This window comes from Terrabacter sp. 01T434, from assembly GCF_056398545.1.
Map to the genome: position 1 here is coordinate 37901 of NZ_JBFTPP010000013.1, position 25201 is coordinate 63101.

Genomic DNA, 25201 nt, shown 5'->3' on the forward strand with positions numbered 1-25201 from the left:
GCGGGCACAGACTAACCCGTCTCCGGGACCGGGCTGGCGTCCGAAACGCGTAGATCGGGAGCGCCGGTAGGGTATGGATGTGAAAATCACTGTTGTCGGCCTTGGGTACGTGGGCCTGTCCAATGCCGTCATCCTCGCCCAACACAACGAGGTCGTCGCCCTCGAGGTGGACGCGGCGCGAGCCGAACTCGTCAACGCCGGCCGGTCCCCGATCATCGACGCCGACCTCGAGGCCTACCTCGAGCGCGGCGGCCTTGACCTGCGAGCGACGACGGATCCCGAGGACGCCTACGCTGGGGCCTCCTTCGTCGTGATCGCGACGCCCACCGACTACGACCCCGACACGATGCACTTCGACACGACGTCGGTCGAGCAGGTCATCGCCGCCGTGGCCCGGCACGCCCCGGACTCGACGGTTGTCATCAAGTCCACGGTTCCGGTCGGCTTCACCGTCCGGATGCGCGAGGCCCAGCCCTCCCTGCGCATCATCTTCTCCCCGGAGTTCCTCCGTGAGGGGAGGGCGCTCTGGGACAACCTGCACCCGAGCCGCATCGTCGTCGGCGACACCAGCGCGGAGGCGAAGGAGTTCGCGTCCCTCTTGGTCGAGGGCGCGGACGAGGAGAATGTGCCCGTCCTGCTCACGGACGCCACGGAAGCCGAGGCGATCAAGCTCTTCGCCAACACCTACCTCGCGATGCGGGTCGCATACTTCAACGAGCTCGACACGTACGCCGCGACCCACGGTCTGGACACGCGCTCGATCATCGAGGGAGTGGGCCTCGACCCGCGCATCGGCTCCCACTACAACAACCCGTCGTTCGGCTACGGCGGCTACTGCCTGCCGAAGGACACCCGGCAGCTGCTCGCGAACTACGACGAGGTGCCCCAGAACCTCATCCACGCCATTGTCGAGTCCAACACGACCCGCAAGGACTTCATCGCGGGCGACATCCTGGCCCGCGACCCGAAGGTCGTCGGCATGTACCGGCTCGTCATGAAGTCGGGTTCTGACAACTTCCGGGCCTCGAGCATCCAGGGGATCATGAAGCGCATCAAGGCCAAGGGCATCGAGGTCGTCGTCTACGAGCCGTCCCTCGAGGACGACGACTTCTTCCACTCGCGCGTCATCCGTGACCTCGACGAGTTCATGTCCCTGGCTGACGTCATCGTGGCCAACCGGCACGCCGACGAGCTCGAAGGTGTCCGTCACAAGGTCTACACGCGCGACATCTACGGCCGCGACTGACCCCGAGAACTCGAGGAGACGGCATACGTTGTCGTCCTCGCAGCCAAAGACGAACCCGCCCCGGTGATCCGGGGCGGGTTCGTCTGTCGTGCGGTATCGGACGCGGTGTCACTCGCCGTGTGTGAGGGCGTGGCGCAGGTCCTTGTTGAGCTGGTTGATGACGTCCATGGGGATCTCCTTCGGGCACGCCAGCGAGCACTCGCCGATGTTCGTGCAGCCGCCGAAGCCCTCGTGGTCGTGCTGGTTCACCATGCTGACGACGCGAGCGTCCCGCTCCGGCTGGCCCTGGGGGAGCTCGCCGAGGTGGGTGATCTTCGCGCCCATGAAGAGCATGCCTGACGCGTTCGGGCAGGCCGCCACGCAGGCGCCGCAGCCGATGCAGGCGGCCGCCATGAAGGAGCGGTCGGCCTTGGCCTTGGGCACCGGCACGGAGTGGGCCTCGGGCGCCGAACCGGTGTTGGCGCTGATGAAGCCGCCGGCCTGGATGATCCGGTCGAAGCTCGACCGGTCCACGACGAGGTCCTTGATGACCGGGAACGCGTCGGCACGCCACGGCTCGATGGTGATCTCGTCGCCGTCGGAGAAGCTGCGCATGTGCAGCTGGCACGTCGTCGTGACCTCGGGGCCGTGGGCCTTGCCGGAGATCATCAGGCCGCACATGCCGCAGATGCCCTCGCGACAGTCGGAGTCGAAGGCGATCGGCTCCTCGCCGCGGGCGTTGAGCTGCTCGTTGAGGACGTCGAGCATCTCGAGGAACGACATGTCCTCGGAGATGTCGGTGACCGGGTAGGTCACCATCTCGCCCTTGGTCGTCGGGCCGGCCTGGCGCCAGATCTTGAGGGTGAGGTTCACTTGTAGCTCCGCTGCTTCAGCTCGACGAATTCGTAGACCAGGTCTTCCTTGTGCAGGACCGGCGCACCGTCCTGCCCGCCCCACTCCCACGCGGCGACGTAGGCGAACTCGTCGTCGTGACGCAGCGCCTCGCCGTCCTCGGTCTGGGACTCGGCGCGGAAGTGGCCACCGCAGGACTCGCGGCGGTGCAGGGCGTCGATGCACATCAGCTCACCCAGCTCGAGGAAGTCGGCGACGCGGCCGGCCTTCTCGAGGCTCTGGTTGAGCGTGTCGGCGGCGCCGAGCACCTTGACGTTGCGCCAGAACTCGTCGCGCAGGCCCCGGATGAGGTCGATGGCCTTGAGCAGCCCCTCCTCGGAGCGCTCCATGCCGCAGAACTCCCACATGATGTTGCCGAGCTCCTTGTGGAAGGAGTCGACCGAGCGGTCGCCGTTGATCGACAGCAGCTTCTGCACCCGGGCGTCGACCGAGGCGCGGGCCTCGACGACGGCCTCGTGCGACTCGTCGAGCTTGTCGAACGGTCCCTTGGCGAGGTAGTCGCGGATCGTGTGCGGGAGCACGAAGTAGCCGTCGGCGAGGCCCTGCATGAGGGCCGAGGCGCCGAGGCGGTTGGCGCCGTGGTCGGAGAAGTTCGCCTCGCCCGTGACGAAGAGGCCCGGGATGCTCGACTGAAGGTCGTAGTCGACCCAGAGGCCACCCATCGTGTAGTGCACGGCGGGGTAGATGCGCATCGGCACCTCGTAGGGGTTCTCACCCGTGATCCGCTGGTACATGTCGAGCAGGTTGCCGTACTTCTCGGCGACGGCCTCGGCGCTCATCCGCTTCAGGGCGTCGGTGAAGTCGAGGTAGACCCCGCGGCGGAAGTCGCCGACCTTGGGGCCGACGCCGCGGCCCTCGTCGCAGACGTTCTTGGCCTGACGGCTCGCGATGTCACGCGGCACGAGGTTGCCGAACGAGGGATAGATCCGCTCGAGGTAGTAGTCGCGGTCCTCCTCGGGGATCTCGCGGGGGTCCTTCTCGCAGTCGGCGGCGTTCTTCGGCACCCAGATGCGACCGTCGTTGCGCAGCGACTCCGACATGAGCGTCAGCTTGCTCTGGTGCTCACCGGCGACGGGGATGCACGTCGGGTGGATCTGCGTGTAGCAGGGGTTGCCGAAGTAGGCGCCCTTGCGGTGCGCGCGCCACGTCGCGGTGACGTTGCTGCCCATCGCGTTGGTCGAGAGGTAGAAGACGTTGCCGTAGCCGCCGGAGGCGAGCACGACGGCGTCGGCGAGATGGGTCTCGATCTCACCGCTCACGAGGTCACGGGCGATGATGCCCCGGGCCTTGCCGTCCACGACGATGACCTCGAGCATCTCGTGGCGGCTGAACATCTCCACCGTGCCGGCGGCGACCTGGCGCTCGAGAGCTTGGTAGGCGCCGATGAGCAGCTGCTGGCCCGTCTGGCCGCGGGCGTAGAAGGTGCGGGAAACCTGCACACCGCCGAACGAGCGGTTGTCGAGCAGTCCGCCGTACTCCCGCGCGAAGGGCACGCCCTGCGCGACGCACTGGTCGATGATGTTGGTGCTGACCTCGGCGAGGCGGTAGACGTTCGACTCGCGCGAGCGGTAGTCGCCGCCCTTGACGGTGTCGTAGAAGAGGCGGTAGACGGAGTCGCCGTCCTCCTTGTAGTTCTTGGCGGCGTTGATGCCGCCCTGCGCGGCGATCGAGTGGGCGCGGCGCGGGGAGTCCTGGTAGCAGAACGACTTGACGTTGTAGCCCGCCTCACCGAGGGTCGCCGCGGCCGCGCCACCGGCCAGACCGGTGCCGACGATGATGACCGAGAGCTTGCGGCGGTTGGCCGGGTTGACGAGCGAGGCCTCGAACTTGCGCTTGTTCCAGCGGCGGTCGATGGGACCGGTCGGGGCCTTCGTGTCGCGGATCGGCTCACCCTCGGCATACAGGCCGTGGACGAGACCGGGCAGCGGCGAGTCGGGTGTCGTGGAGGTCGTGGTCACAGGTCAGCTTCCCTTGACGAGTCCGAAGAGGATGGCGAGCGGCGGGAGGGCGAACCCCACGCTCGTGACGAGCGCGATGATCATCCCGAGCGTCTTGGCGCGCCGGCGCGCGGTCGCGTTGCCGGCCCAGCCCAGCGTCTGGGTGGCGCTCCAGACGCCGTGGTAGAGGTGCAGGCCCAAGGCCACGAGAGCGAGCAGGTAGATGAGGACGACCCACCACACCTGGAAGCTGCTGATGACGAGGAGGCCCGGGCTGCCTTGGGCCGGAATCGATCCCACGTTGAACTTGACGATCGTGAACTGGAGCAGGTGCCACACGAGGAAGAGGAGCAGTGCGACGCCGCCCCAGCGCATCATCTTGCTCTTGACCGTGGCGCGGGCAGCGGCCTTGGCCACGTAGCGCGTCGGTCGGGCGCCATGGGCCCGGCCCCACAGGGAGAACGCGGCCCACGCGTGCGCGACGAGCGCGACGACGAGGACGACCCGGAAGAGCCAGAGGAAGCCGCCGAACGGCAGGAAGGGCGTGAACAGCGTCCGGAGGTGGTCGGCGTACTCGTTGAAGGCGCCGACGCCGCCCAGAATCTTGAGGTTGCCGTACATGTGCACGAGGACGTAGAACACGAACAACGCCCCGGACACGGCCATGAGCATCTTCATGAACACGGTGCTCCGGCGGGCCGATGCAGGTCGATTCGATCCCGTCACCGGGAGAGTTTTGGTGGCCACGGTCGAAACCCTATCCCCGAGTCCTCGCCGGGTCCGACGGCTACCCTCCAGTACGCGCCGAGTGTGACCATTTCCACTGTCGCGCCCGGTCAGCCCGCCTCAGCGCTTGCGCAGCCCGATCTTCGTGCCGAGCCACACGAGCGGGTCGTAGTGGCGCCCGGCCACGCGCTCCTTCATCGGGATGATCGCGTTGTCGGTGATCTTGATGTGCTCGGGGCAGACCTCGGTGCAGCACTTCGTGATGTTGCACATCCCGATGCCCTGTTCATCGCGGGCGAAGTCCGCACGGTCGTCGCGCGCGTCGAGCGGGTGCATGTCGAGCTCGGCCGCGCGGATGAGGAAGCGCGGGCCGGCGAAGGCCTCCTTGTTCTGCTCGTGGTCCCGCACGACGTGGCACGTGTCCTGGCAGAGGAAGCACTCGATGCACTTGCGGAACTCCTGCGAGCGTTCGACGTCGACCTGTTGCATGCGGTACTCACCCGGCGCCAGATCCGGCGGGGCGAAGGCGGGGATCTGGCGCGCCTTGGCGTAGTTGAACGACACGTCGGTGACGAGGTCACGGATCACCGGGAAGGCGCGCAGCGGGGTGACCGTGATCGTCTCGGTCTCGCTGAAGGTCGACATCCGGGTCATGCAGAGCAGCCGCGGCCGGCCGTTGACCTCGGCGCTGCACGAGCCGCACTTGCCGGCCTTGCAGTTCCAGCGCACCGCGAGGTCGCCCGACTGGGTGGCCTGGAGGCGGTGGATGATGTCGAGCACGACCTCGCCGTCGTTGACCTCGACCGTGTAGTCGACGAGGCCGCCGCCGTCGGCGTCGCCGCGCCAGACCCGGAACCTCGCGTCGTAGCTCATGTCCCGCTCCCGTCACTGTGCGGTGCCGGCGCCGGCAGGGCGGCCAGCTCGTCCGGTGTGAGGTACTTGCCCAGCTCGCTGGCATCGAAGAGGGCCAGCAGGTCGCCGCGCATGGCCGACATCGGCTGCTCGCGCACCACGATGCCGTCGCCGTCCGCCGAGCAGATGAGGTTGCGGCCCCGCCAGTGCGGGTCCATCGTCGGGAAGTCGTCGCGGGTGTGGCCCCCGCGGCTCTCCTGGCGCAGCAGCGCGGCCCGCGCCACGCACTCGCTGACGGCGAGCATGTTGCGCAGGTCGAGGGCGAGGTGCCAGCCCGGGTTGAACTGCCGGTGGCCCTCGACGGTCAGGTGCTGCGCCCGGGCCTTGAGGTCCTCGAGCCGCTCGAGCGCGCGCTCGATCTCCTCGGCCGTGCGGATGATGCCGACGAGGTCGTTCATCGTCTGCTGCATCTCCTGGTGGAGGGTGTAGGGGTTCTCGCCGCCCTCCTCCTCGAACGGCGCGAGCGCGGCCGCCGCGGCGGCGTCGATGACCGCCTGGTCGACCTCCGGCCGGCGGTCGCCGAGACCGTGGACGTATGCCGCGGCGCCGCTCCCGGCGCGGGCGCCGAAGACGAGCAAGTCGGAGAGGGAGTTGCCGCCGAGGCGGTTGGACCCGTGCATGCCGCCCGACACCTCTCCGGCGGCGAAGAGACCGGGCACCCGTGCGGCAGCAGCGGTGTCGGGGTCGACCTCGACACCGCCCATGACGTAGTGACAGGTGGGGCCGACCTCCATCGGCTCCTTCGTGATGTCGACGTCGGCCAGCTCCTTGAACTGGTGGTGCATCGAGGGCAGCTTCTTGAGGATCTCCTCCGGGCTGCGCCGGGAGGCGATGTCGAGGAAGACGCCGCCGTGCGGTGACCCGCGCCCGGCCTTGACCTCGGAGTTGATGGCGCGCGCGACCTCGTCACGCGGGAGCAGCTCGGGCGGCCGCTTGTTGTTGTCGGGGTCGGTGTACCAACGGTCGCCCTCCTCCTCGGTCTGGGCGTACTGGCCCCGGAAGACATCGGGGACGTAGTCGAACATGAAGCGCTTCCCCTCGGAGTTCTTCAGGACGCCGCCGTCGCCGCGCACGGACTCGGTGACGAGGATCCCCTTGACCGAGGGCGGCCACACCATGCCGGTGGGGTGGAACTGGATGAACTCCATGTTGACGAGGTTGGAGCCGGCCCGCAGGGCCAGGGCGTGACCGTCGCCGGTGTACTCCCACGAGTTCGAGGTGACCTTGAACGACTTGCCGATGCCACCGGTGGCGAGGACGACGGCGGGGGCGTTGAAGCGCACGAACCGGCCCGACTCGCGCCAGTAGCCGAAAGCGCCGGCGACGGCCCCGCTCGGGTCCTGGAGCAGATCGGTGATCGTCACCTCGGCGAACACCTTGAGCCGGCTCTCGGGGTCGCCGGACTCACGCTCGTCGTCCTGCTGCAGGGAGACGATCTTCTGCTGCATCGTGCGGATCAGCTCCAGCCCGGTGCGGTCGCCGACGTGCGCCAGTCGGGGGTACTCGTGGCCGCCGAAGTTGCGCTGGCTGATCCGTCCGTCGGGGGTGCGGTCGAAGAGGGCGCCGTACGTCTCGAGCTCCCACACGCGGTCGGGGGCCTCCTTGGCGTGCAGCTCGGCCATCCGCCACGAGTTGAGGAACTTGCCGCCGCGCATGGTGTCGCGGAAGTGCACCTGCCAGCTGTCGTGGCTGTTGACGTTGCCCATGCTCGCGGCGATGCCGCCCTCGGCCATGACCGTGTGCGCCTTGCCGAACAGGGACTTGCAGATGATGGCCGTGCGAAGTCCCGCCTCGCGCGCGGCGATCGCGGCGCGCAGGCCCGCCCCGCCGGCCCCGATGATGAGGACGTCGTAGTCGTAGGTCTCCAGCGCCGCTGTCATCAGTTGAAGAACCTCAGGTCGGTCAGGGCCCCGGACGCGACCAGGGCGATGTAGGCGTCGGTGATCATCAGCGTGCCCAGGGTGATCCAGGCGAGCTGCATGTGCCGGGTGTTGAGGCGGGACACGACGGTCCAGGCGCGGTAACGCACCGGGTGCTTGGAGAAGTGCTTGAGGCGGCCACCGATGAGGTGACGGCACGAGTGGCACGACGCCGTGTAGAGCCAGAGGAAGCCTGCGTTGACGAGCATGATGAGCGTCCCCAGGCCCATGCCGACGCTGCCGTCCTTGCCGTGGAAGCCGTCGAACGCGTCCAGCGTGTTCATCGCCGAGACGACGATCGCGGCGTAGAAGAAGTAGCGATGGATGTTCTGCAGGATGAAGGGGAAGCGGGTCTCACCGGTGTAGGTGGCGTGCGGCTCGGCCACGGCGCAGGCCGGCGGTGAGAGCCAGAACGACCGGTAGTAGGCCTTGCGGTAGTAGTAGCAGGTGAGGCGGAAGCCCAGCAGGAACGGCAGCACGAAGAACGCGAACGGAACGAGCGGCGGGAGCTCACCCATCCAGGTGCCGAGGTGGCGCGCGTCCGGGACGCACGAGGCGGTCACGCAGGGGGAGTAGAACGGGGTGAGGTAGTGGTACGGCTCCACGAAGTAGTACCGCTGCATGGAGGTCCGCACCAGCGCGTAGAGCAGCCAGATGACGAGCAGGGTGGCGGTGATGACGGGCTGGACCCACCACCGGTCGCCGCGCAGGGTGCGCCCGGCGATCTGCGCCCGTCCCGGCGAGCCGACTCCGCCCGCGTACGATCCGCTTCCGCTGGAAGCCGGGTCGAGCCTCGTCTCACTCATCGTGCGAACCTCCACCGTCGTTGGTCGGGCGCCGCGGCTCACTCTAGTGTCACCGTGCGTCGCATCTGGGTGATCACGACCGACTGGCGTGTGGTGCAGGCGCACCTAGGGTGGGGCGCATGGTGCTCCATGAAGCGGCCGCGGCTCTCGACTGGGTGATGGACAAGTCGCTGGTCCTCGGCTACACGAAGATCGGCCCCGCCGTTCGCCGGAACTGGTGGCCGCACGACCCGGCGCCCGGCGCCCTGATCGGACGCCACGTCCTCGTCACGGGCGCGAGCGGCGGGCTCGGTCTCGCGACCGCCCGCGGGCTCGCTCGGCTCGGGGCCGCCGTGCACCTCACCGGCCGGAACGCCTCGCGGCTTGACGACGCGCGGTCGCTGCTGCTCGAGGAGCAGCCCGTCGCCGACGTCACGACCCACGTCGCGGACGTCAGCGACCTCGCCGCGACGGCGGAGTTCGCCCGGCAGTTCTCCGCCGACGTGCCGCGCCTGCACGCTGTCGTGCACAACGCCGGTGCCATGCCGCCGAAGCGCACCGTCACGCCGGAGGGGCACGAGCTGACCCTCGCCACGCACGTGCTCGGCCCGCACGTGCTGACCTACGGCCTGCGCAAGGCGCTCGCCGGCGGTCGGGTCGTCCTCGTGACGTCGGGCGGTGCCTACGGCCAGCGCCTCGACGCCGCTGACCCGGAGTATGCCGAGGGCGACTACTCCGGGGTCACGGCCTATGCCCGGACCAAGCGCATGCAGCTCGTGCTCACCGAGCTCTGGGCCCGCGACCTGGAGCCGGGCGGCATCAGCGTCCACTCGATGCACCCCGGCTGGGCCGACACCCCGGGCGTCACCGACTCGCTGCCCCGTTTCGCCGCCGTCACCGGCCCGCTGCTGCGCGATGCCGACTCGGGCGCCGACACCGCCGTGTGGCTCACCGCCACCGACGACGCCATCGGCACCGGCGGCTTCTGGCACGACCGGCGCCGCCGCCCGACGCACTACGCGCCCGTCGGGATCGAGACGCCCGAACAGGTGGGACAGTTCTGGGACTTCGTCCTGGACGCGACCGAGCAGCCCGCGCCGGGCGCCTGAGGCGCGCGGACGGCATACGCCCTCGGTGGGTCAGGCCGTCGCGCTCCCCGCAAGATACGCCGCGACAGAGGCGCGCCACTCGCCGATGGGCGCGATCCCCGCGCGCTCAAGGGAGTCGTGGGAAAGCACGCTCCACGAGGGCCTCGGCGCCGGCAGCCCGAGGGCCGCGCTCGTCGTCGGCTGCACTCGCTCGGGGTCGAGGCCCCGCTCCTCGAAGACCGCCTGGGCCAGGCCGCGCCACGTGGTGCGGCCCGACGCGGTGCCGTGGTGGACTCCGTATGCCGGTTGGTCGGCGACGAGCCGCACGACGAGGTCGGCCAGGTCGCGGGTCCAGGTGGGCTGGCCGACCTGGTCGTCGACGACGGTCAGGGTGTCGCGCTCGTCGGCCAGGCGGAGCATCGTCTTGACGAAGTTGCCGCCGCCGGCGCCGTAGAGCCACGCGGTGCGGATGATCCACGACTCGGGGCACAGGGCCTGCACGGCCCACTCTCCGGCGGCCTTGGTGCGGCCGTAGGCCGAGCGGGGAGCGATGGGGTGGTCTACGGGATAGGGCGCGCTGGCGTTGCCGTCGAAGACGTAGTCGGTCGAGATCTGCACCAAGCGGGCCTTCGCGCGCGCCGCGGCGCGGGCGAGGTTGGCGGCGCCGACGGCGTTGACGGCGAAGGCTCCGGCCTCGTCGGTCTCGGCGGCGTCGACCGCGGTCCACGCGGCGCAGTTGACGACGAGGTCGTGGCCCTCGACGCCGGCGAGGCACTCGGACGGGTCGGTGACGTCGAGGTCGCCGCGGCCCAGCGGGGTGACGACGTGCCCGGCGGCGCGCAGCGCGGGGACGAGGTCGTAGGCGAGCATCCCGCTGGCGCCGGTGACGAGGACCCGCAGCGAGTCGCCTGGGAGCGGGCTCATCGACCCAACCTGGCGTAGGTGTGCTCGGCGGCGTCCTTGGCGGTCAGCCACCATGCCTCGTTGTCGCGGTACCAGTCGATGGTTGCCTCGAGGCCTGCGCGGATGTCGCTGTAGTGGGGGCGCCAGTCGGTCTCGGCGCGCAGCTTGGAGGAGTCGATGGCGTAGCGCAGGTCGTGACCGGGCCGGTCGTTGACGTGCTCGAACCAGTCGGCCGGCTGGCCCATGAGCTCGAGCAGCAGCTGAACGATCTCGAGGTTGTTGCGCTCGCCGTCCGCGCCGATGAGGTAGGTCTCGCCGAGACGGCCCTGCTCGAGGATCGCGATGACGGCGTCGTTGTGGTCGTCGACGTGGATCCAGTCGCGGACGTTGAGCCCGGAGCCGTAGAGCTTGGGCTTGGTGCCCTGGAGGATGTTGGTGATCTGGCGGGGGATGAACTTCTCGACGTGCTGGCGCGGGCCGTAGTTGTTCGAGCAGTTCGAGACGGTCGCCTTGAGGCCGAAGGACCGGATCCACGCCCGGACGAGCAGGTCGGCGCCGGCCTTCGTCGCCGAGTAGGGGCTCGAGGGGTTGACCGGGGTCGTCTCGGTGAAGCGCTGCGGGTCGTCGAGCTCCAGGTCGCCGTAGACCTCGTCGGTGGAGATGTGGTGGATCCGCTTGTCGTGCTTGCGGACCGCCTCGAGCAGGGTGAAGGTGCCCACGACGTTGCTCTCGACGAACGGCCACGGGCTGTCGAGGCTGTTGTCGTTGTGCGACTCGGCCGCGAAGTGCACGACGACGTCGCAGTCGGCCACGAGCGGGTCGACGACGGCGGCGTTGGCCACCGACCCGACCACCAGGCGAACGTCGCCGGCCCCGTCACCAGCCCCGTCGCCGAGGACGGGCTCGAGCGAGGCCCGGTTGGCGGCATACGACATGGAGTCGAGCACGGTGATCGACCAGTCGGGCCGGGTCTGGCGGGTGCGGAGGACGAAGTTCGAGCCGATGAATCCGGCCCCACCCGTGACGAGAAGACGCATTCCCGGAGCCTACCCAAATCCCCACCAACCGGCGCCTGCCGGCCGGGTCACGGGCCCGGCCGCGGCGTCCCCTACTGTGGGCGACCATGAAGGGGATCATTCTCGCGGGGGGCACGGGTAGCCGGCTGCACCCGATCACGCGTGGCATCAGCAAGCAGCTGATGCCGGTCTATGACAAGCCGATGGTCTACTACCCGCTCTCGACGCTGATGATGGCCGGCATCCGCGAGGTCCTCGTCATCACGACGCCCGCCGACTCGGAGCAGTTCCAGCGCCTCCTCGGCGACGGGTCCCAGTGGGGGATGAGCATCTCGTATGCCGTGCAGGCGCGTCCCGAGGGCCTGGCGCAGGCGTTCGTGCTGGGGGCCGACTTCATCGGCGAGGACCGGGTGGCGTTGGTCCTTGGCGACAACATCTTCTTCGGTCCCGGCCTGGGCACCCGGCTGAAGGACAACACCGACGTGTGCGGTGGGCACGTCTTCGCCTACCGGGTCGCCGACCCCACGGCTTACGGCGTCGTGGAGTTCGGCTCGGACGGTCGTGTCGTGTCCATCGAGGAGAAGCCCGAGCACCCGAAGTCGAGCTATGCCGTGCCCGGCCTCTACTTCTACGACAACGACGTCGTCGAGATCGCACGTAACCTGACGCCGAGTGCCCGCGGCGAGCTGGAGATCACCGCCGTCAACGACGAGTACCTCCGCCGTGGAGCTCTGTCGGTGAGCGTTCTGCCCCGCGGCACGGCGTGGTTCGACACCGGCACGTTCGAGGGCCTCATCGAGGCGAGCCAGTACGTCCACGTCGTCGAGGCGCGGCAGGGCCAGAAGATCGGCTGCGTCGAGGAGGTCGCCTGGCGCAACGGGTGGCTCGACGATGACGGCGTGCGCCGACACGCGGACGAGCAGGCCAAGAGTGGTTACGGTCTCTACCTCCACGGCCTGCTGGCCGAGGGCAAGGACGGTCACTGATGGACATCCGACCGCTGTCGATCGACGGCGCGTGGGAGGTGACCCCGCGGATCTTCCCCGATGACCGTGGCGTCTTCCTCGAGTCGTTCCGCGGTGACCTGCTCGCCGAGGTCGTGGGGCACCGGCTCGACGTCGTGCAGAGCAACGTCTCGCTGTCCGCGCGCGGCACGGTGCGAGGGATCCACTTCGCCGACGTGCCGGTCGGGCAGGCGAAGTACGTCACCGCCGTGTCCGGCTCGCTCATCGATTACGTCGTCGACCTGCGCGTCGGCTCGCCGACCTTCGGGCAGTGGGACTCGGTGCTGCTCGACGCCGTCGACCGGCGCGCGGTCTACCTCTCCGAGGGTCTCGGCCACGCGTTCTGCGCCCTCGAGGACGACACCACCGCCCACTACCTGTGCTCGGCGGCCTACAACCCGGGCGCCGAGCACGGCATCCACCCGCTCGACCCGACCGTGGGGCTGCGACTCCCTGACGGCATCGAGCCCCTCCTGTCGCCCAAGGACGCCGCCGCGCCGACCCTCGCCGCTGCCGAGGAGTCGGGGCTGCTTCCGTCCTACGCCGCGTGCATGGCCTTCAAAGCCACACAGCAGTGAGCGGGGACTGAACCCACCGGGGCGCCGGGAGCCTGAGGCGCGCGGACGGCATACGCCCTCGGTGGGGGCTCAGGGACGGAGCCAGCAGGTCCAGCGCTCGAGGCGCAGGTAGCCGAGCCGCTCATAGACGGGCTGGCCGTCGTCGCTCGCGATGAGGACCGCGCTCTGCCCGGGCCATGCCGTCGTCGCCGCCCACGTGAGCGCGGCGCCGGCGCGCTGGCCGCGGGCGCTCGCGAGCACCGCGACGTTCTCGACGACGGTCACACCGGCGGCCGAGTGCGCGGCCGAGGTGGCGACCGGGGTCTCACCGTCGTAGCCGACGAAGACCCTGGTCGGACCGACCACGACCTCCGGGCGGTAGAAGTCGCCGGGCGGGAGGTCGGCCATGTCGGGCATCGGGTAGCCCTCGATGAGGACCCTCTCGGCGTCCCGCAGCTGCTGGTCCGTCGTCGCCTCCCGGACGTCGAGCGGGGTGGCCGGGGTCGTCGAGACGGTGGTCGTCGGGCGGAACATCAGCGGCGGGTGACCGACGAGCCCGAGGCCGTGCCGCGTCAGGTCCGGCGTCGGGAAGGGGCTGATGACGAGCGCCGCGACACCGTCGGGGTATGCCGTCGCGATGGCTCCCACGGTCTGCGCCCAGTCCCGCGGTGGTCGCGTGACGATCGCCCAGTTGTGCAGCGCCGAGGGGGCGCCCCCGCGGCCGGCGCACCAGTCCGGGCCCTCGGCGAAGGTGCCGCGCGCGGCGGTCGTCAGGGCGCGGGCCCAGGAGACGTGCGCCAGGACGGCCTGGCGCACGAGCGAGTCGGTCGGGGCGAGGCCGTCCTCCCAGCCGGTCGTCAGGTGCTCACCCTCCTCGGGCAGCATCGAGGTCATGCCACCACTGTCGACCCGGGCGGCGCTCGCGGGCGGCGTTTCGCAGGATCGGGAAGGGGGCCGGATCAGGTGAGGTCGGTGCGGCCCCGGGCGGTCAGGATCTCGACGACCTGCTTGACCTCCTGGACCCGGTCGGGGCTGGTGATGAGCAGGGCGTCCTGCGTGTCGATGACGACGAGGTCCTCGACCCCGATGAGGGCCACGAGCCGGCCGCCGGCCGCGACCGTGGCCCGCGAGTCGATGCTGATGATGTCGTCGGTCGGGCCGATGGCGGTGATCCCGGGCAGTGAGGTCGACACGGGGGCGAGCCGGCTGAGCGAGGCGAAGTCGCCCACGTCGTCCCAGCCCAGGGCCGCGGGCACGACGGCGACGCGGCCTGCGGCGGCGGCGGGCTCGGCCACGGCGTGGTCGATGGCGATCTTCTGCAGCGACGGCCACAGGTCCGGCATCCGGCGGGGGTCGGCGGCGATCGTGCGCAGGCTCTCGACCATGTCGGCGTGGTTCTCGGCGAGCAGCTCGAGCAGGGTCGTCGCACCGACGACGAACATGCCTGCGTTCCAACGGTATTCACCGCTGTCGAGGTAGCGGGTCGCCGTCTCGAGGTCGGGCTTCTCGACGAACTCGTCGACGCGGTGGGCGCTCGGCGCACCGACGACGTCCAGCGGGTCGCCGAGGCGGATGTAGCCGTAGCCGGTCGCCGGCCCGGTCGGGTCGATGCCGATCGTCGCGAGCTCGCCGCGCCGGGCGAGGACGACCGCCTCGGCGACGGCGCGCCGGAAGTTGTCGGGCTCGGTGATGACGTGGTCGGCGGCAAAGGAGCCCAGGACGGCCTCCGGGTCGCGGCGTTCGAGGACGGCGGCGGCGAGGCCGATGGCCGGCATCGAGTCGCGGGGCGAGGGCTCACCGAGGACGGCGTCGTAGCCGAGCATCGGGAGCTGACGGCGGACGGCCTCCTCGTGGGCGACGCCGGTCACGACGAGGATCCGCTCGCCGACGAGCGGCTCGAGCCGGTCCCACGTGGCGCGCAGCAGCGACTGGCCGGAGCCGGTCAGGTCGTGCAGGAACTTGGGGGAGTGTCGCCGGGAGATCGGCCACAGCCGGGTGCCGGAGCCGCCTGCGGGGATCACGGCCCAGAAACCGGGGATGCCTGTCATGGGGCACACCGTATCCAGTTCCCGGGGGACGCGAAGGTCGGCGACCCGTCAGCCGATGCCGAGGTCGCGCCGGCGGAGCGCCGCCAGGCCCGCGGCGCCGACGGCCACGGCCACGACGGTCAGCCCGACGAGCGGCGCCCACTCCAGCACGCCTCCCGGCATCGCGGGCAGGTGCGTGAACGGGGAGAGGTCGACGAGCCAGCCGGGCAGGTCGAGCAGGTCACCGAACTCACCGAGCAGGAGGAAGAGGATCAGCGCGGCCCAGGCCAGTCCGGTGAACCGGGGCAGGGCGCCGTAGAGCAGCAGCGCGACGGCCATGGCCACCCACACCGCCGGCAGCGTCGAGAGCGCCGCGCCCGCGAGGCGACCCACTGTGCCGCCGATGTCGCCGACGTCGGCTCCGTGGACGACGCCGGCCACGGTGGCACCGACGAGCATGACGACGGCCGTGGCGAGGACCGCGAGCCCGACGTGGCCGAGCGCCCACGCGACCCGCCGCACCGGGGTCGCGAGCAGGGCCTCCAGGTGCCCGGTCGTCTCCTCCGTGTGCATCCGCGTGATGAGGGCGATCGCCAGCGCCGCCGCGCCGACGGCCGCGAAGTGCAGCTCCGTGGAGAAGAAGAGATCGGTGACGGAGCCGGCAGCACCGCCCATCGCCTTGAGCATGTCGGCGATCTGGGGGGAGTCGACGAAGCTCTCGACGCTGCCCGCGATCGACCCGAGCACCAGGCCGAGCACCACGTAGGCCGCGACCCAGCCGATGAGCGTGGGGCGGGCGAGCCGCACGGTCAGGGCCACCGGCGAGACGATCGCGCTGCGCTCGTGGCCGGCCCGGCTGGGCAGCACCCCGGCTCCGAGGTCGCGACGGTCGAGGAGCGCGAAGGCGACGACGACGAGGCCGGCATACAACAGGACGCCGAGCGCCAGCACCCAGTAGCGGTTCTCCCCGAAGGGCGAGACCTTGACGCCCCAGCCGAGCGGCGTGACCCAGGAGAGGAACCGCGCCGGGCTGTCGGCGGCCGCGGTGTCGCCCACGGCGCGCACGAGGAACGCGACGGCCAGCGCCCCGAGTGACCATCCCGCCGTGCCGCGGGTGCTCGAGGTCAGCTGGGCGGCGACGGCCGTGACGCCGACCCACGACAGGCCGATGACAAGCCACGTGACGCCGAGGGCGACCGAGCCGGCGGGGTCGAGTCCGACGGCGATGGCCCACACGACCATGAGGACGACGGTGAGCAGCACGGCGAACGTGCCGAGCAGCACGGCTGCCGTCAGCGCAGCCCGCCGGCCGACGACGCCGGCGCCGAGCAGCTCGAGGCGACCGGCCTCCTCCTCGGTGCGCGTGTGGCGTCGGACGACCACGTAGGCGAGCAGGGCGAGGAAGACCGCCCCGAGAAGCACCGACTTGAAGGTCGCGATCGAGTCGATGCCGAGGCTCGAGATCGGGCCGTACATCGCGACGAGGGCCGGGTTGGCCAGCGTCGACGCCATCGACGCCTGGGCCGTCTTGAGGTCGGGGAAGAGGTCGAAGGTCGCCTTGGCCGACAGCGCGACGAAGGCGGCGAGGCCGAACGCGCTGGCCGGCACGAGCACCCGGTCGCGGCGGCTGGCGAGACGCAGCAGTGCCATCGTCCCGGTGAGGCCGGCGCCGGCTCGGAGGGTGGACGGGGGAGCGGGTGGGCGCGCCGGCGCGGTCACGGTGGTCATGTCGCCGCCGCCGGGGTCGAGCGGTACTGCTCCATGAAGAGCTCCTCCAGCGTCGGGGGAGCGCTGGTCAGGGCGGTGATCCCGTGCGAGCCGAGCAGCTCGAGCAGCCGCCCGAGGTCGTCGCTCCCGACGGTGCACATCACGTGGTCATCGGACACGGTGACGTCGGCGACCCCGGGCAGCGCCTCGACCTGCGCCGCGTCGACAGGGTGGGCCAACGTCGCGCGGACCGTCGTGCGGGACAGGTGGCGCAGCTGGGCCAGGGTGCCGGACTCGACGTTGCGTCCCTCGCGGATGATGCTGACCCGGTCACACAGGTGCTCCACCTCGGAGAGGATGTGGCTCGACAGGAGGACCGTGCCGCCGGCCTCGCGGAACTCGCGGACGACGTCGCGGAAGACCGCCTCCATGAGCGGGTCGAGACCCGAGGTCGGCTCGTCGAGCAGGAGCAGCTCGACGTCGGAGGACAGGGCCGCGACGAGGGCCACCTTCTGCCGGTTGCCCTTGGAGTAGGACCGGCCCTTCTTCGTCGGGTCGAGGTCGAAGCGCTCGATCATCTCGGCTCGGCGCTGCTCGTCGACCCCGCCGCGCAGGCGGGCCAGGACGTCGATGACCTCGCCGCCGGTGAGGTTGGGCCACAGGGCCACGTCGCCGGGGACGTAGGCGAGGCGTCGGTGCAGCGACTCGACCTCGCGCCACGGGTCGCCACCGAGGAGGGTCGCGCTGCCGCCGTCGGCGCGCAGCAGCCCGAGCAGGATGCGCAGGGTCGTGGACTTGCCGGCGCCGTTGGGACCGAGGAAGCCGTGGATCTCGCCCGTCGCCACGTCGAGGTCGAGTCCGTCGAGGGCGACCGTGCGACCGAAGCTCTTGTGCAGCCCTTGCACCTGGATCGCGGATGTCATGTATTCGACAGTACACAAGATTCACGATTTACTGAATGATATGATGGTAGAGACAGGATCAACGCAGACGACGGAGGAGACGTGGTGACGACAGCGCGACCGAGGACGACGCGGGACGACCGGGCGGTCTCCGCCTACGTCGAGCGCTTCGGCGACACCCTCACCGACGCCGGTATGCCGCGACTGGCCTCCCGCGTCTTCGCGCAGCTGCTCGCCGACGACGACGGCCGGATGACCGCCGCGGAGCTCACCGAGGCCCTTGATGTCAGCCCGGCAGCGGTCTCCGGGGCGGTGCGCTACCTGACCCAGACGTACCTCATCGGCAAGGAGCGCGAGCGGGGCTCGCGCCGCGACGTCTACGTCGTGCAGGCCGACGCCTGGCACGGGGCCATGCTCTCGCGCGACCGGGTGCTTGCCCAGATCGAGACGAGCCTGCGCGCCGGGGTGCCGGCCGTCGGCGGCCTCGAGACCGCGGCCGGGCGGCGTCTGCAGCTGTCCGTCGCGTTCCTCGAGTTCCTCGGCGACCGGCTCGGGGCGCTCGAGGGGGAGTGGGACGAGCGCAAGGCCGAGCTCACGAGAGCCTGGCCCACCGACGCCTGACCCACCCCACCCCCCGCCCCAGCCCGCCCCCTCCCTTCAACCGTCGAAAGGCCACGTGTGGCCGCCTCCCACCCGTCGAAAGGCCACGTGTGGCCGCCTCGGCGCCGTCGAAAGGCCGCCTTTGGTCGGGACCCGGGCTGACGGCATACGCCCTCGGTGACGTGAGATCGACAACGTTCGGTGGCCGGACGGCAGCGGCCGACCCTCTCGCCGATACGCTCGGCAGCATGGCTGACAGCACTGGTGCGCGCTCCGAGTCCGACCTGCCCATCGAGCCCGTCTACGACGCGTCCGCCCTGGCCGGCTTCGACGCCGACAGCAAGCTCGGCGCGCCCGGCAGCTACCCGTTCACGCGGGGCGTCTACCCGTCGATGTACACCGGGCGGCCGTGGACGATGCGGCAGTACGCCGGCTTCGGCACGGCCAAGGAGAGCAACCAGCGCTACCACCAGCTCGTCAAGGCCGGCACCGGAGGCCTCTCGGTCGCCTTCGACCTGCCGACCCAGATGGGCTACGACTCCGACGAGGCCATCGCGCACGGCGAGGTCGGCAAGGTCGGCGTCGCCATCGACAGCCTCGACGACATGCGCACCCTCTTCGACGGGCTCCCGCTCGACAAGATCTCGACGTCGATGACGATCAACGCGCCCGGCTCGACGCTGCTGCTGCTCTACCAGCTCGTCGCCGAGGAGCAGGGCGTCGCCGGTGACCAGCTGACCGGCACGATCCAGAACGACGTGCTCAAGGAGTACATCGCGCGCGGCACCTACATCTACCCGCCGCGCGAGTCCCTGCGCCTTATCGCGGACATCTTCGCCTACTGCCGCAAGGAGATGCCGCGCTGGAACACCATCTCCATCTCCGGCTACCACATGGCCGAGGCCGGGGCGACGCCCGTGCAGGAGATCGCCTTCACGATCGCCAACGCGATGGAGTACGTCCGCGCCGCGCAGGCCGCCGGGCTGCACGTCGACGACTTCGCGCCGCGCCTGTCCTTCTTCTTCGTCGCGCGCACGACCCTCATCGAGGAGGTCGCGAAGTTCCGTGCGGCTCGTCGCATCTGGGCGCGGATCATGAAGGAGGAGTTCGGCGCCCAGAACCCGAAGTCGATGATGCTGCGCTTCCACACCCAGACCGCGGGCGTGCAGCTGACCGCCCAGCAGCCCGAGGTCAACCTCGTCCGCGTCGCGCTCCAGGGCCTCGGCGCGGTGCTCGGCGGCACGCAGTCGCTGCACACCAACAGCTTCGACGAGGCCATCGCGCTGCCGACCGAGAAGGCGGCGCGCCTCGCGCTGCGCACCCAGCAGGTCATCGCCTACGAGACCGACGTGACGAAAACCGTTGACCCGTTTGCCGGTTCGTACGTCGTCGAGTCGATGACCGACGAGATCGAGGCGGCGGCGCTCGCGCTGATCCAGGCCGTCGAGGACAAGGGTGGTGCCGTCGCGGCCATCGAGCAGGGCTTCCAGAAGAGCGAGATCGAGCGCTCCGCCTACCGGGTGCAGCTCGAGATCGACAACGGTGAGCGCACCGTCGTCGGCGTCAACCGCTTCGTCCTCGACCAGGAGGACCACTACGAGCCGCTCCGCGTCGACCCGACGATCGAGGCGGACCAGCGGGCGCGGCTCGAGGCGCTGCGTGCCGATCGCGACAACGACGCGGTCAAGGCAGCGCTGGGTCGCCTCCAGGACGCGGCCCGCGGCACCGACAACCTGCTCTACCCGATGAAGGAGGCGCTCGCGGCGCGCGCCACCGGAGGCGAGGTCGCGCACGCGCTGCGCGAGGTCTGGGGCGTCTACCAGCCCCGCGAGACCTTCTGACCCGAGCCCGTATGCCGTCTCCCCGGCCCGGCGGACCGCCACGAGTCCGCCGGTGGCCGGGTGCTGAGCACGGCTAGGAAGCGGTTGGGAGGTTCGTGGCGGTCGGTTGGCGCACGGCGACGGTCTCGCGCAGTGCGGCCAGCACGTAGTCGGGCTCGAACATCACCTCATCCCAGGTGAATCGGAGCACCACCCAACCGCGCGCTCCGAGCCCCGTGTAGCGCCGGCAGTCGCGCTTCAGGGCCGGTCGGGTGCCGTGGTTCTCGAAACCCTCGGCCTCGATCACGATGCGTAACGCCTTGTCGGCGAGGTCCACCTGGGCGAAGAAACCCCGCCCCTTGACGACGTGCTGGGTGACGACGCTGAGTCCTTCCACCTGCAGGCACAGGGCGCGCAGCACCGACTCGAACGGGTTGGCGGCCCCGCGATCCACGTACTGAAGCACCCGGCCCACCTTGCGCCGTGACCGTGGCGGCAAGCGCAGCGCCAGGTCTCGCACGGCCAACGGTGACAGGCCGGCACGCCACGAGGAGTCGGCCACGGCCAAGGCCTCGTCGAACGGCAGGTCCAGGCAGCAGTCGATGACGGTGCGCGCTGGGCTCGTCACCCATCCGTCGACGACCTCGTCAGCAGCCAAGTCTCGCCAGTGGCGCGTCACCCCGGTCCCCGCCGGCTGGCGCAGCTTGCGGCCCCTCGGCAGCGTCACGTGGGCGAGGTCCGGCTCGTGCTTGACCGCCCATCCCCAGTGCAACGCCGCTGTGAGGTGTGACGCCGTCGCGGTCAGCCCTTCGGCGGCGGCGCGTGCGGCGAGCAGGCTCGACAGGCCGTACCGGCCTCGGCCCAGGCGGACGACGTTCCCGTCCGCGAGTGCGCGTCGCAGCTGCCGGCGGCGTACGACCGGTCGCAGCTGTGACCATCGGGCGCTGCCGCCGCACTGTGCCAGCACCGTCGCGACGTCCATGGCATCAGGCTGCCCGGGCGCGACGGAGCGGCGCCGCGGCCATCCACAGGACCGGCGGACCGCCACGACGGCAGACCGCGGGCGTCGTCACGCACGGAGCACACGGCATACGCCGGTTCGTGGCGGTCCGCCGGGCCCAGCGCCCGAGGGCGTATGCCGGCTAGCGGGGTCGCGCGCCCACGCGGGCTGCCGCGGCGCTGCCGGCCGCCACCCCGGCGCGCAGGGCGCTGGACCGGTCCTCGCCCCGCAGCCAGGCCGAGAGCAGCCCGGCGTTGAAGGCGTCGCCGCACCCGGTGGCGTCGACGTTGTCGACGAAGGGCGCCTCGGCCGACTCGTCGACGTCGGCCCCGACCCATCGCGCCCCTGCCGCGCCGTAGGTGGCGACGACCTCGCGCGCGTGATCGAGGACCGCGGCCAGACCGCCGAGTGCCACGACCTCGTTCTCGTTGGGCAGGAGCAGGTCCACCCCGGACACCCATGACAGGAACGCCGAGACCCCCTCCCGCTCGATGAGCGCCGGCGACTGCGGGTCGACCGACGTCGTCCACCCCAGCGCGCGCGCCTGGCGCAGCGACTCGAGGCCCGCCGCCCGCGACCCGGCGTCGAAGAGCACGTAGCCGGACAGGTGCAGGTGCGGTCGCGGGTCGAGCGGCAGGCCGAGCGAGGCCAGGTCGACGTCCGCGACGGAGAAGGCCCGGTTGGCCCCGCGGTCCGGGAACATCGTCCGGTCACCGTGGGCGTCGAGCAGGATGACCACCATGCAGGTCGGCAGCGCCGGGTCGACGGCGAAGGCGCACGTGACGCCGGCGGCCTCCAGCTCGCCCCGGCACGCCGTCCCGGCCGCGTCGTCGCCGACCCGCGCGACGAGCGTCACCTCGGCCCCGAGACCGGCGAGCCACGACGCGGAGTTGCCGCCGGCCCCGCCGGGGACGAGCGCGACGGCCGACGGCGTGTCGGAGTGCCACCGGATGTCGCCGGACGGGCGGGTGATCACGTCGAGCCCGACGTCACCGACGACGACGACCGGCCGCGTCGGACCGTGCCCCGCCGTCATGCGCGTGCTGCCGACTGCACCGCCACCTCGGCGGCGACCTCGCCGGCGAGCCGGGCGTTCGACAGGACGAGCTCGACGTTCGCGCGCAGCGACTCGCCGCCCGAGTTGGCGTGGAAGTGCTCGAGCAGCCGCGGCGTGACGTCCTTGCCATGCACGCCCTCGCGCTCGAGCAGGGCGAGCCCCTCCGCCACCAGCCGGTCGTGCAGCTCGCGGTCGACCTGCCGGTCGACGGGCAGCGGGTTGGCGAGGACCACGCCCGCCGCATCGGTGCCGAGCCGGTCGCGCATGACGACGACCCTGGCCGCCTCTGCTGGCGACTCCACGCGCCACGGCACCGGGTGCCCCGAGTCCGACAGGTAGAAGCCCGGGAAGGCATCCGTCCGGTAGCCGACCACCGGCACCGACAGCGTCTCGAGCGTCTCGAGCGTCCCGGCCACGTCGAGGATCGACTTCACGCCGGCGCACACGACGAGGACCGGTGTCGACGCGATGACCCCGAGGTCGGCGGAGACGTCGAAGGTCTCGGACGCGCCGCGGTGCACCCCGCCGAGCCCGCCCGTCGCGAAGACGCGGATACCGGCCAGATGGGCCAGCGCCGACGTCGAGGCCACAGTCGTCGCACCCGAAAGCCCAAGTGCCGCAGCGACGCCCACGTCGCGGACCGACAGCTTGGCGATGTCGGGGTCGGTGCAGACCCGCTCGACGTCGGCCGCGCCGAGGCCGATGTGCACGACCCCGTCGAGCACCGCGATGGTCGCCGGCACCGAGCCACCGGCCCGCACCGCGTCCTCGATCCGCGCGCCGATCTCGATGTTGTCGGGGTGGGGGAGCCCGTGGGCGAGGATCGTGCTCTCGAGGGCGACGACCCCGACGCCGGCCTCGAGCGCCTCGTGCACCTCCTCGTGGACGACGAGCAGGTCGGGCCCGGGCAGGTGCTGCAGCATGGCCGTCACCCTAGTTCCGGGCGTCACCGGCCGCCGCGGGGGCACGCGGCGCACTCGCGCATCCCGGGCAGCGCGTAGATGAAGCAGCACGACACGCGCGTCGGCTCGGGCCCGACGCTCTCGCCGGCCGCGCCGCGCGCCAGCCGCACCGCCGTGCGCCACATGTCGTCGACGACCCCCCACCGCTGCCGCGAGCCCATCCGCACGTCGGGGGCGTATGCCGTCACGACCTCCGAGACGAGCGCGAGGTATGCCGCGTGGCCGCGTTCCAGACGGCCCGCCGGGTCCTCGTGGACCTCCAACGTCGTCGCCTCCGGGTCGACGACGAGCCGGTGGGGACTGAGCCCCGGCGCCAGCTCGAAGCCCAGCCCGGCACCCAGCCCACCGCGCGAGGGCACCAGGAGCCAGGGACCGAGCGACGCGGCATACGCGATCGGTGTCGCGGCGATCTCGCACACCCACTGGAGCACGAAGGCGGCGGGCACGTGCGCGGGCGCCGGCGCGCCGTGACGCTGTCCCATCTGGGTGCGCAGCGCCGCGCGCCACGGCTCGAGCGGGTCCGCGCCGGCCCGCACGTGCGTCAGCACGTCGCGCCACCACACGGTCGCCGGGGAGGCCTCGCACGTCGAGGTCGTGAACGGCATCGCCCGGTCGACGAGTCCGACGACGGCCCGGACGGCGTCGGGACCGAGGGCTGTCGCGGAGCGTGACTCCGGCTCCACGCGTGACCTCTCTCCGTCGTCCTGTGGTGGTCCTGGTGCTCGTCGAGCCCCCCGTGCGCGAGGGATGTGACCATCCTCTCGCTAGACTCCCGTGCTCGTGACCCACCGCTCCGCGCCGCTGCCCTTCGAGGCCATCGCTCGAACCGTCGAGCAGCGCGCTGCAGAGCTCCTCTCGATCCGTCGCGACCTGCACACGCATCCGGAGCTCGGGCGCGGTGAGGTGCGCACGACGGCGCTCGTCGCCGAGCGCCTCGAGCGCGCCGGCATCGGCGTCCGGCGGCTGCGCGGCACCGGGCTCGTCGCCGACCTCGGCGCGCCGGAACCGTCGCACCGCATCGCGCTGCGGGCCGACATCGACGCCTTGCCGATCCGGGAGCAGACCGGCCTCGACTTCGCCTCGCAGACCGACGGTGTCAGCCACTCCTGCGGGCACGACGTGCACACGACGGCGCTCATCGGCGCGGCGCTCGCGCTCAAGGCGGTCGAGGACCGGCTCGTGGCTGCCGGTGTCGGCGCGCGTCTCATCTTCCAGCCCGCCGAGGAGCTCATGCCCGGAGGTGCGGAGGACGTCGTGGCCCAGGACGGGCTCGTGGGGGTCGACCGCATCTTCGCCCTGCACTGCGACCCCAACCTCGACGCCGGCCAGGTGGGTCTGCGCGTCGGCGCCATCACCGCGGCGGCCGACCAGATCGAGGTCACGCTCTCGGGGCGGGGTGGACACACGTCGCGCCCGCACCTGACCCAGGACCTGACGTATGCCCTCGCGAAGGTCGTTACGGACGTGCCGGCCGTGCTGTCGCGTCGCCTCGACCCCCGCGCCGGCGCGGCGCTCGTCTGGGGCTCGATCCACTCGGGCGGCGCCGCCAACGTCATCCCGTCGACGGGCCGGGTCGGCGGCACCCTGCGCATGCTCGACGCGAGCATCTGGGACGGCGTCGAGCGCCTCCTTGAGGCCGTCGTCCACGAGGTCGTCAAGCCGTATGCCGTGCACGCCGACGTGGAGATCACCAAGGGTGTGCCCCCGGTCGTCAACGACGCAGGCTCCATCGACGCGCTCACGGCAGCGGTGACGGGCACCGGCTCGTTCGTCGCCCAGACGCCGCAGTCGCTCGGGGGTGAGGACTTCGCGTGGTACCTCACCCACGTGCCCGGCGCCATGGCCCGGCTCGGGACCCGTGCGCCGGGCGGCCCGACCTACGACCTGCACCGCGGCGACCTCGTCATCGACGAGGGCGCGATCGTCGTCGGCGCCCGCACACTGGCCGGAGTCGTCTTCTCCGCGGCGGCCCAGCTGGCTGGCACATCGACCATCGCGGGGGTGGCTCCGCTGGGTGCGGTCGCGGATCGGTAACACTTCCCGCGAGTTGCCCCGAGGTGCTCAGATCTTCTCGTCCCGGGGTCTACAGTCCCTTCGTATCTGGGCTGATGTCGTCGTCGGCCCCGCGGAATAAGGAGCACG

At 71.1% G+C, this 25201-nt stretch carries 23 protein-coding genes; 7 read left to right on the top strand and 16 right to left on the bottom strand.

Annotated features, from left to right (window positions below):
• Window positions 1-79 precede the first annotated feature (79 nt).
• Window positions 80-1246 carry a nucleotide sugar dehydrogenase gene (locus tag AC1DIW_RS21055; protein WP_478110704.1) on the top strand — a complete coding sequence of 389 codons (1167 nt, stop codon included), beginning with the start codon at window positions 80-82 and terminating at the stop codon, window positions 1244-1246.
• Window positions 1247-1354: 108 nt separating this feature from the next.
• Here the strand turns inward: AC1DIW_RS21055 and AC1DIW_RS21060 are convergent, their stop codons facing one another.
• From AC1DIW_RS21060 to AC1DIW_RS21085, 6 genes are all read right to left on the bottom strand, one after another.
• The gene (locus AC1DIW_RS21060; protein ID WP_478110706.1) at window positions 1355-2098 is read right to left on the bottom strand and encodes a succinate dehydrogenase/fumarate reductase iron-sulfur subunit; all 744 of its coding nucleotides are present in this window, start codon (window positions 2096-2098) and stop codon (window positions 1355-1357) included.
• On the bottom strand, window positions 2095-4062 hold the full coding sequence (locus tag AC1DIW_RS21065; protein WP_478110750.1) for a fumarate reductase/succinate dehydrogenase flavoprotein subunit: 1968 nt from the start codon (window positions 4060-4062) through the stop codon (window positions 2095-2097). Before AC1DIW_RS21065 ends, AC1DIW_RS21060 begins: the two co-directional genes overlap by 4 nt.
• A gap of 36 nt (window positions 4063-4098) precedes the next feature.
• Window positions 4099-4752: a succinate dehydrogenase cytochrome b subunit gene (locus tag AC1DIW_RS21070; RefSeq protein WP_442277898.1), complete on the bottom strand. Its 654-nt coding sequence runs from the start codon at window positions 4750-4752 to the stop codon at window positions 4099-4101.
• Window positions 4753-4920: 168 nt separating this feature from the next.
• Window positions 4921-5673 carry a succinate dehydrogenase/fumarate reductase iron-sulfur subunit gene (locus tag AC1DIW_RS21075; RefSeq protein ID WP_478110708.1) on the bottom strand — a complete coding sequence of 251 codons (753 nt, stop codon included), beginning with the start codon at window positions 5671-5673 and terminating at the stop codon, window positions 4921-4923.
• Complete coding sequence (locus AC1DIW_RS21080) at window positions 5670-7592, bottom strand: fumarate reductase/succinate dehydrogenase flavoprotein subunit (RefSeq protein WP_478110710.1); 1923 nt, start codon at window positions 7590-7592, stop codon at window positions 5670-5672. Before AC1DIW_RS21080 ends, AC1DIW_RS21075 begins: the two co-directional genes overlap by 4 nt.
• Window positions 7592-8437: a hypothetical protein gene (locus tag AC1DIW_RS21085; protein ID WP_478110711.1), complete on the bottom strand. Its 846-nt coding sequence runs from the start codon at window positions 8435-8437 to the stop codon at window positions 7592-7594. The genes AC1DIW_RS21080 and AC1DIW_RS21085 overlap by 1 nt, the downstream gene beginning before the upstream one ends.
• 119 nt (window positions 8438-8556) lie before the next feature.
• Here AC1DIW_RS21085 and AC1DIW_RS21090 point away from each other — a divergent pair, with 119 nt between their 5' ends.
• Window positions 8557-9525 (top strand): SDR family NAD(P)-dependent oxidoreductase, encoded by a 969-nt coding sequence (locus tag AC1DIW_RS21090; RefSeq protein ID WP_478110713.1) that lies wholly within the window; start codon window positions 8557-8559, stop codon window positions 9523-9525.
• 30 nt (window positions 9526-9555) lie between these two features.
• Here AC1DIW_RS21090 and rfbD read toward each other — a convergent pair whose 3' ends face one another.
• Window positions 9556-10428, bottom strand: coding sequence for a dTDP-4-dehydrorhamnose reductase (gene rfbD, locus AC1DIW_RS21095; RefSeq protein ID WP_478110715.1), 873 nt, complete (start codon window positions 10426-10428; stop codon window positions 9556-9558).
• On the bottom strand, window positions 10425-11444 hold the full coding sequence (gene rfbB / locus AC1DIW_RS21100; protein ID WP_478110717.1) for a dTDP-glucose 4,6-dehydratase: 1020 nt from the start codon (window positions 11442-11444) through the stop codon (window positions 10425-10427). Before rfbB ends, rfbD begins: the two co-directional genes overlap by 4 nt.
• An 86-nt stretch (window positions 11445-11530) precedes the next feature.
• On the opposite strand from rfbB, the gene rfbA reads away from it, so the two are divergent.
• Window positions 11531-12409 carry a glucose-1-phosphate thymidylyltransferase RfbA gene (gene rfbA, locus AC1DIW_RS21105; RefSeq protein WP_478110719.1) on the top strand — a complete coding sequence of 293 codons (879 nt, stop codon included), beginning with the start codon at window positions 11531-11533 and terminating at the stop codon, window positions 12407-12409.
• The gene (locus tag AC1DIW_RS21110; protein ID WP_478110721.1) at window positions 12409-13005 is read left to right on the top strand and encodes a dTDP-4-dehydrorhamnose 3,5-epimerase family protein; all 597 of its coding nucleotides are present in this window, start codon (window positions 12409-12411) and stop codon (window positions 13003-13005) included. The genes rfbA and AC1DIW_RS21110 overlap by 1 nt, the downstream gene beginning before the upstream one ends.
• A 69-nt stretch (window positions 13006-13074) precedes the next feature.
• Here AC1DIW_RS21110 and AC1DIW_RS21115 read toward each other — a convergent pair whose 3' ends face one another.
• The 4 genes from AC1DIW_RS21115 to AC1DIW_RS21130 all read right to left on the bottom strand — a co-directional run bounded on the left by AC1DIW_RS21115 (window position 13075) and on the right by AC1DIW_RS21130 (window position 17641).
• Window positions 13075-13878 carry a hypothetical protein gene (locus AC1DIW_RS21115; protein ID WP_478110723.1) on the bottom strand — a complete coding sequence of 268 codons (804 nt, stop codon included), beginning with the start codon at window positions 13876-13878 and terminating at the stop codon, window positions 13075-13077.
• A 65-nt stretch (window positions 13879-13943) separates the two neighbouring features.
• Window positions 13944-15032 (bottom strand): mannose-1-phosphate guanylyltransferase, encoded by a 1089-nt coding sequence (locus AC1DIW_RS21120; RefSeq protein ID WP_478110724.1) that lies wholly within the window; start codon window positions 15030-15032, stop codon window positions 13944-13946.
• Window positions 15033-15080: 48 nt separating this feature from the next.
• The gene (locus AC1DIW_RS21125; protein ID WP_478110726.1) at window positions 15081-16739 is read right to left on the bottom strand and encodes an ABC transporter permease; all 1659 of its coding nucleotides are present in this window, start codon (window positions 16737-16739) and stop codon (window positions 15081-15083) included.
• Entirely contained in the window at window positions 16736-17641 is a 906-nt protein-coding gene (locus AC1DIW_RS21130; protein ID WP_478110728.1) for an ABC transporter ATP-binding protein, read from the bottom strand. The genes AC1DIW_RS21125 and AC1DIW_RS21130 overlap by 4 nt, the downstream gene beginning before the upstream one ends.
• 84 nt (window positions 17642-17725) lie before the next feature.
• Here AC1DIW_RS21130 and AC1DIW_RS21135 point away from each other — a divergent pair, with 84 nt between their 5' ends.
• Both AC1DIW_RS21135 and AC1DIW_RS21140 read left to right on the top strand, forming a co-directional pair.
• Window positions 17726-18241 carry a GbsR/MarR family transcriptional regulator gene (locus AC1DIW_RS21135; RefSeq protein WP_478110730.1) on the top strand — a complete coding sequence of 172 codons (516 nt, stop codon included), beginning with the start codon at window positions 17726-17728 and terminating at the stop codon, window positions 18239-18241.
• Window positions 18242-18468: 227 nt separating this feature from the next.
• Window positions 18469-20061: an acyl-CoA mutase large subunit family protein gene (locus tag AC1DIW_RS21140; protein ID WP_478110732.1), complete on the top strand. Its 1593-nt coding sequence runs from the start codon at window positions 18469-18471 to the stop codon at window positions 20059-20061.
• A 73-nt stretch (window positions 20062-20134) separates the two neighbouring features.
• On the opposite strand, the gene AC1DIW_RS21145 is transcribed toward AC1DIW_RS21140, so the two are convergent.
• The 4 genes from AC1DIW_RS21145 to AC1DIW_RS21160 all read right to left on the bottom strand — a co-directional run bounded on the left by AC1DIW_RS21145 (window position 20135) and on the right by AC1DIW_RS21160 (window position 23742).
• Entirely contained in the window at window positions 20135-21022 is an 888-nt protein-coding gene (locus AC1DIW_RS21145) for a DUF559 domain-containing protein (protein WP_478110733.1), read from the bottom strand.
• Window positions 21023-21182: 160 nt separating this feature from the next.
• On the bottom strand, window positions 21183-22076 hold the full coding sequence (locus AC1DIW_RS21150) for a carbohydrate kinase family protein (RefSeq protein WP_478110735.1): 894 nt from the start codon (window positions 22074-22076) through the stop codon (window positions 21183-21185).
• Complete coding sequence (locus AC1DIW_RS21155; RefSeq protein WP_478110737.1) at window positions 22073-23020, bottom strand: pseudouridine-5'-phosphate glycosidase; 948 nt, start codon at window positions 23018-23020, stop codon at window positions 22073-22075. The genes AC1DIW_RS21150 and AC1DIW_RS21155 overlap by 4 nt, the downstream gene beginning before the upstream one ends.
• Before the next feature lie 23 nt (window positions 23021-23043).
• Window positions 23044-23742: a (2Fe-2S)-binding protein gene (locus AC1DIW_RS21160; protein ID WP_478110739.1), complete on the bottom strand. Its 699-nt coding sequence runs from the start codon at window positions 23740-23742 to the stop codon at window positions 23044-23046.
• 91 nt (window positions 23743-23833) lie between these two features.
• Between AC1DIW_RS21160 and AC1DIW_RS21165 the strand changes: the two genes are divergently transcribed.
• Window positions 23834-25093 carry an amidohydrolase gene (locus AC1DIW_RS21165; protein WP_478110741.1) on the top strand — a complete coding sequence of 420 codons (1260 nt, stop codon included), beginning with the start codon at window positions 23834-23836 and terminating at the stop codon, window positions 25091-25093.
• Window positions 25094-25201 lie beyond the last annotated feature (108 nt).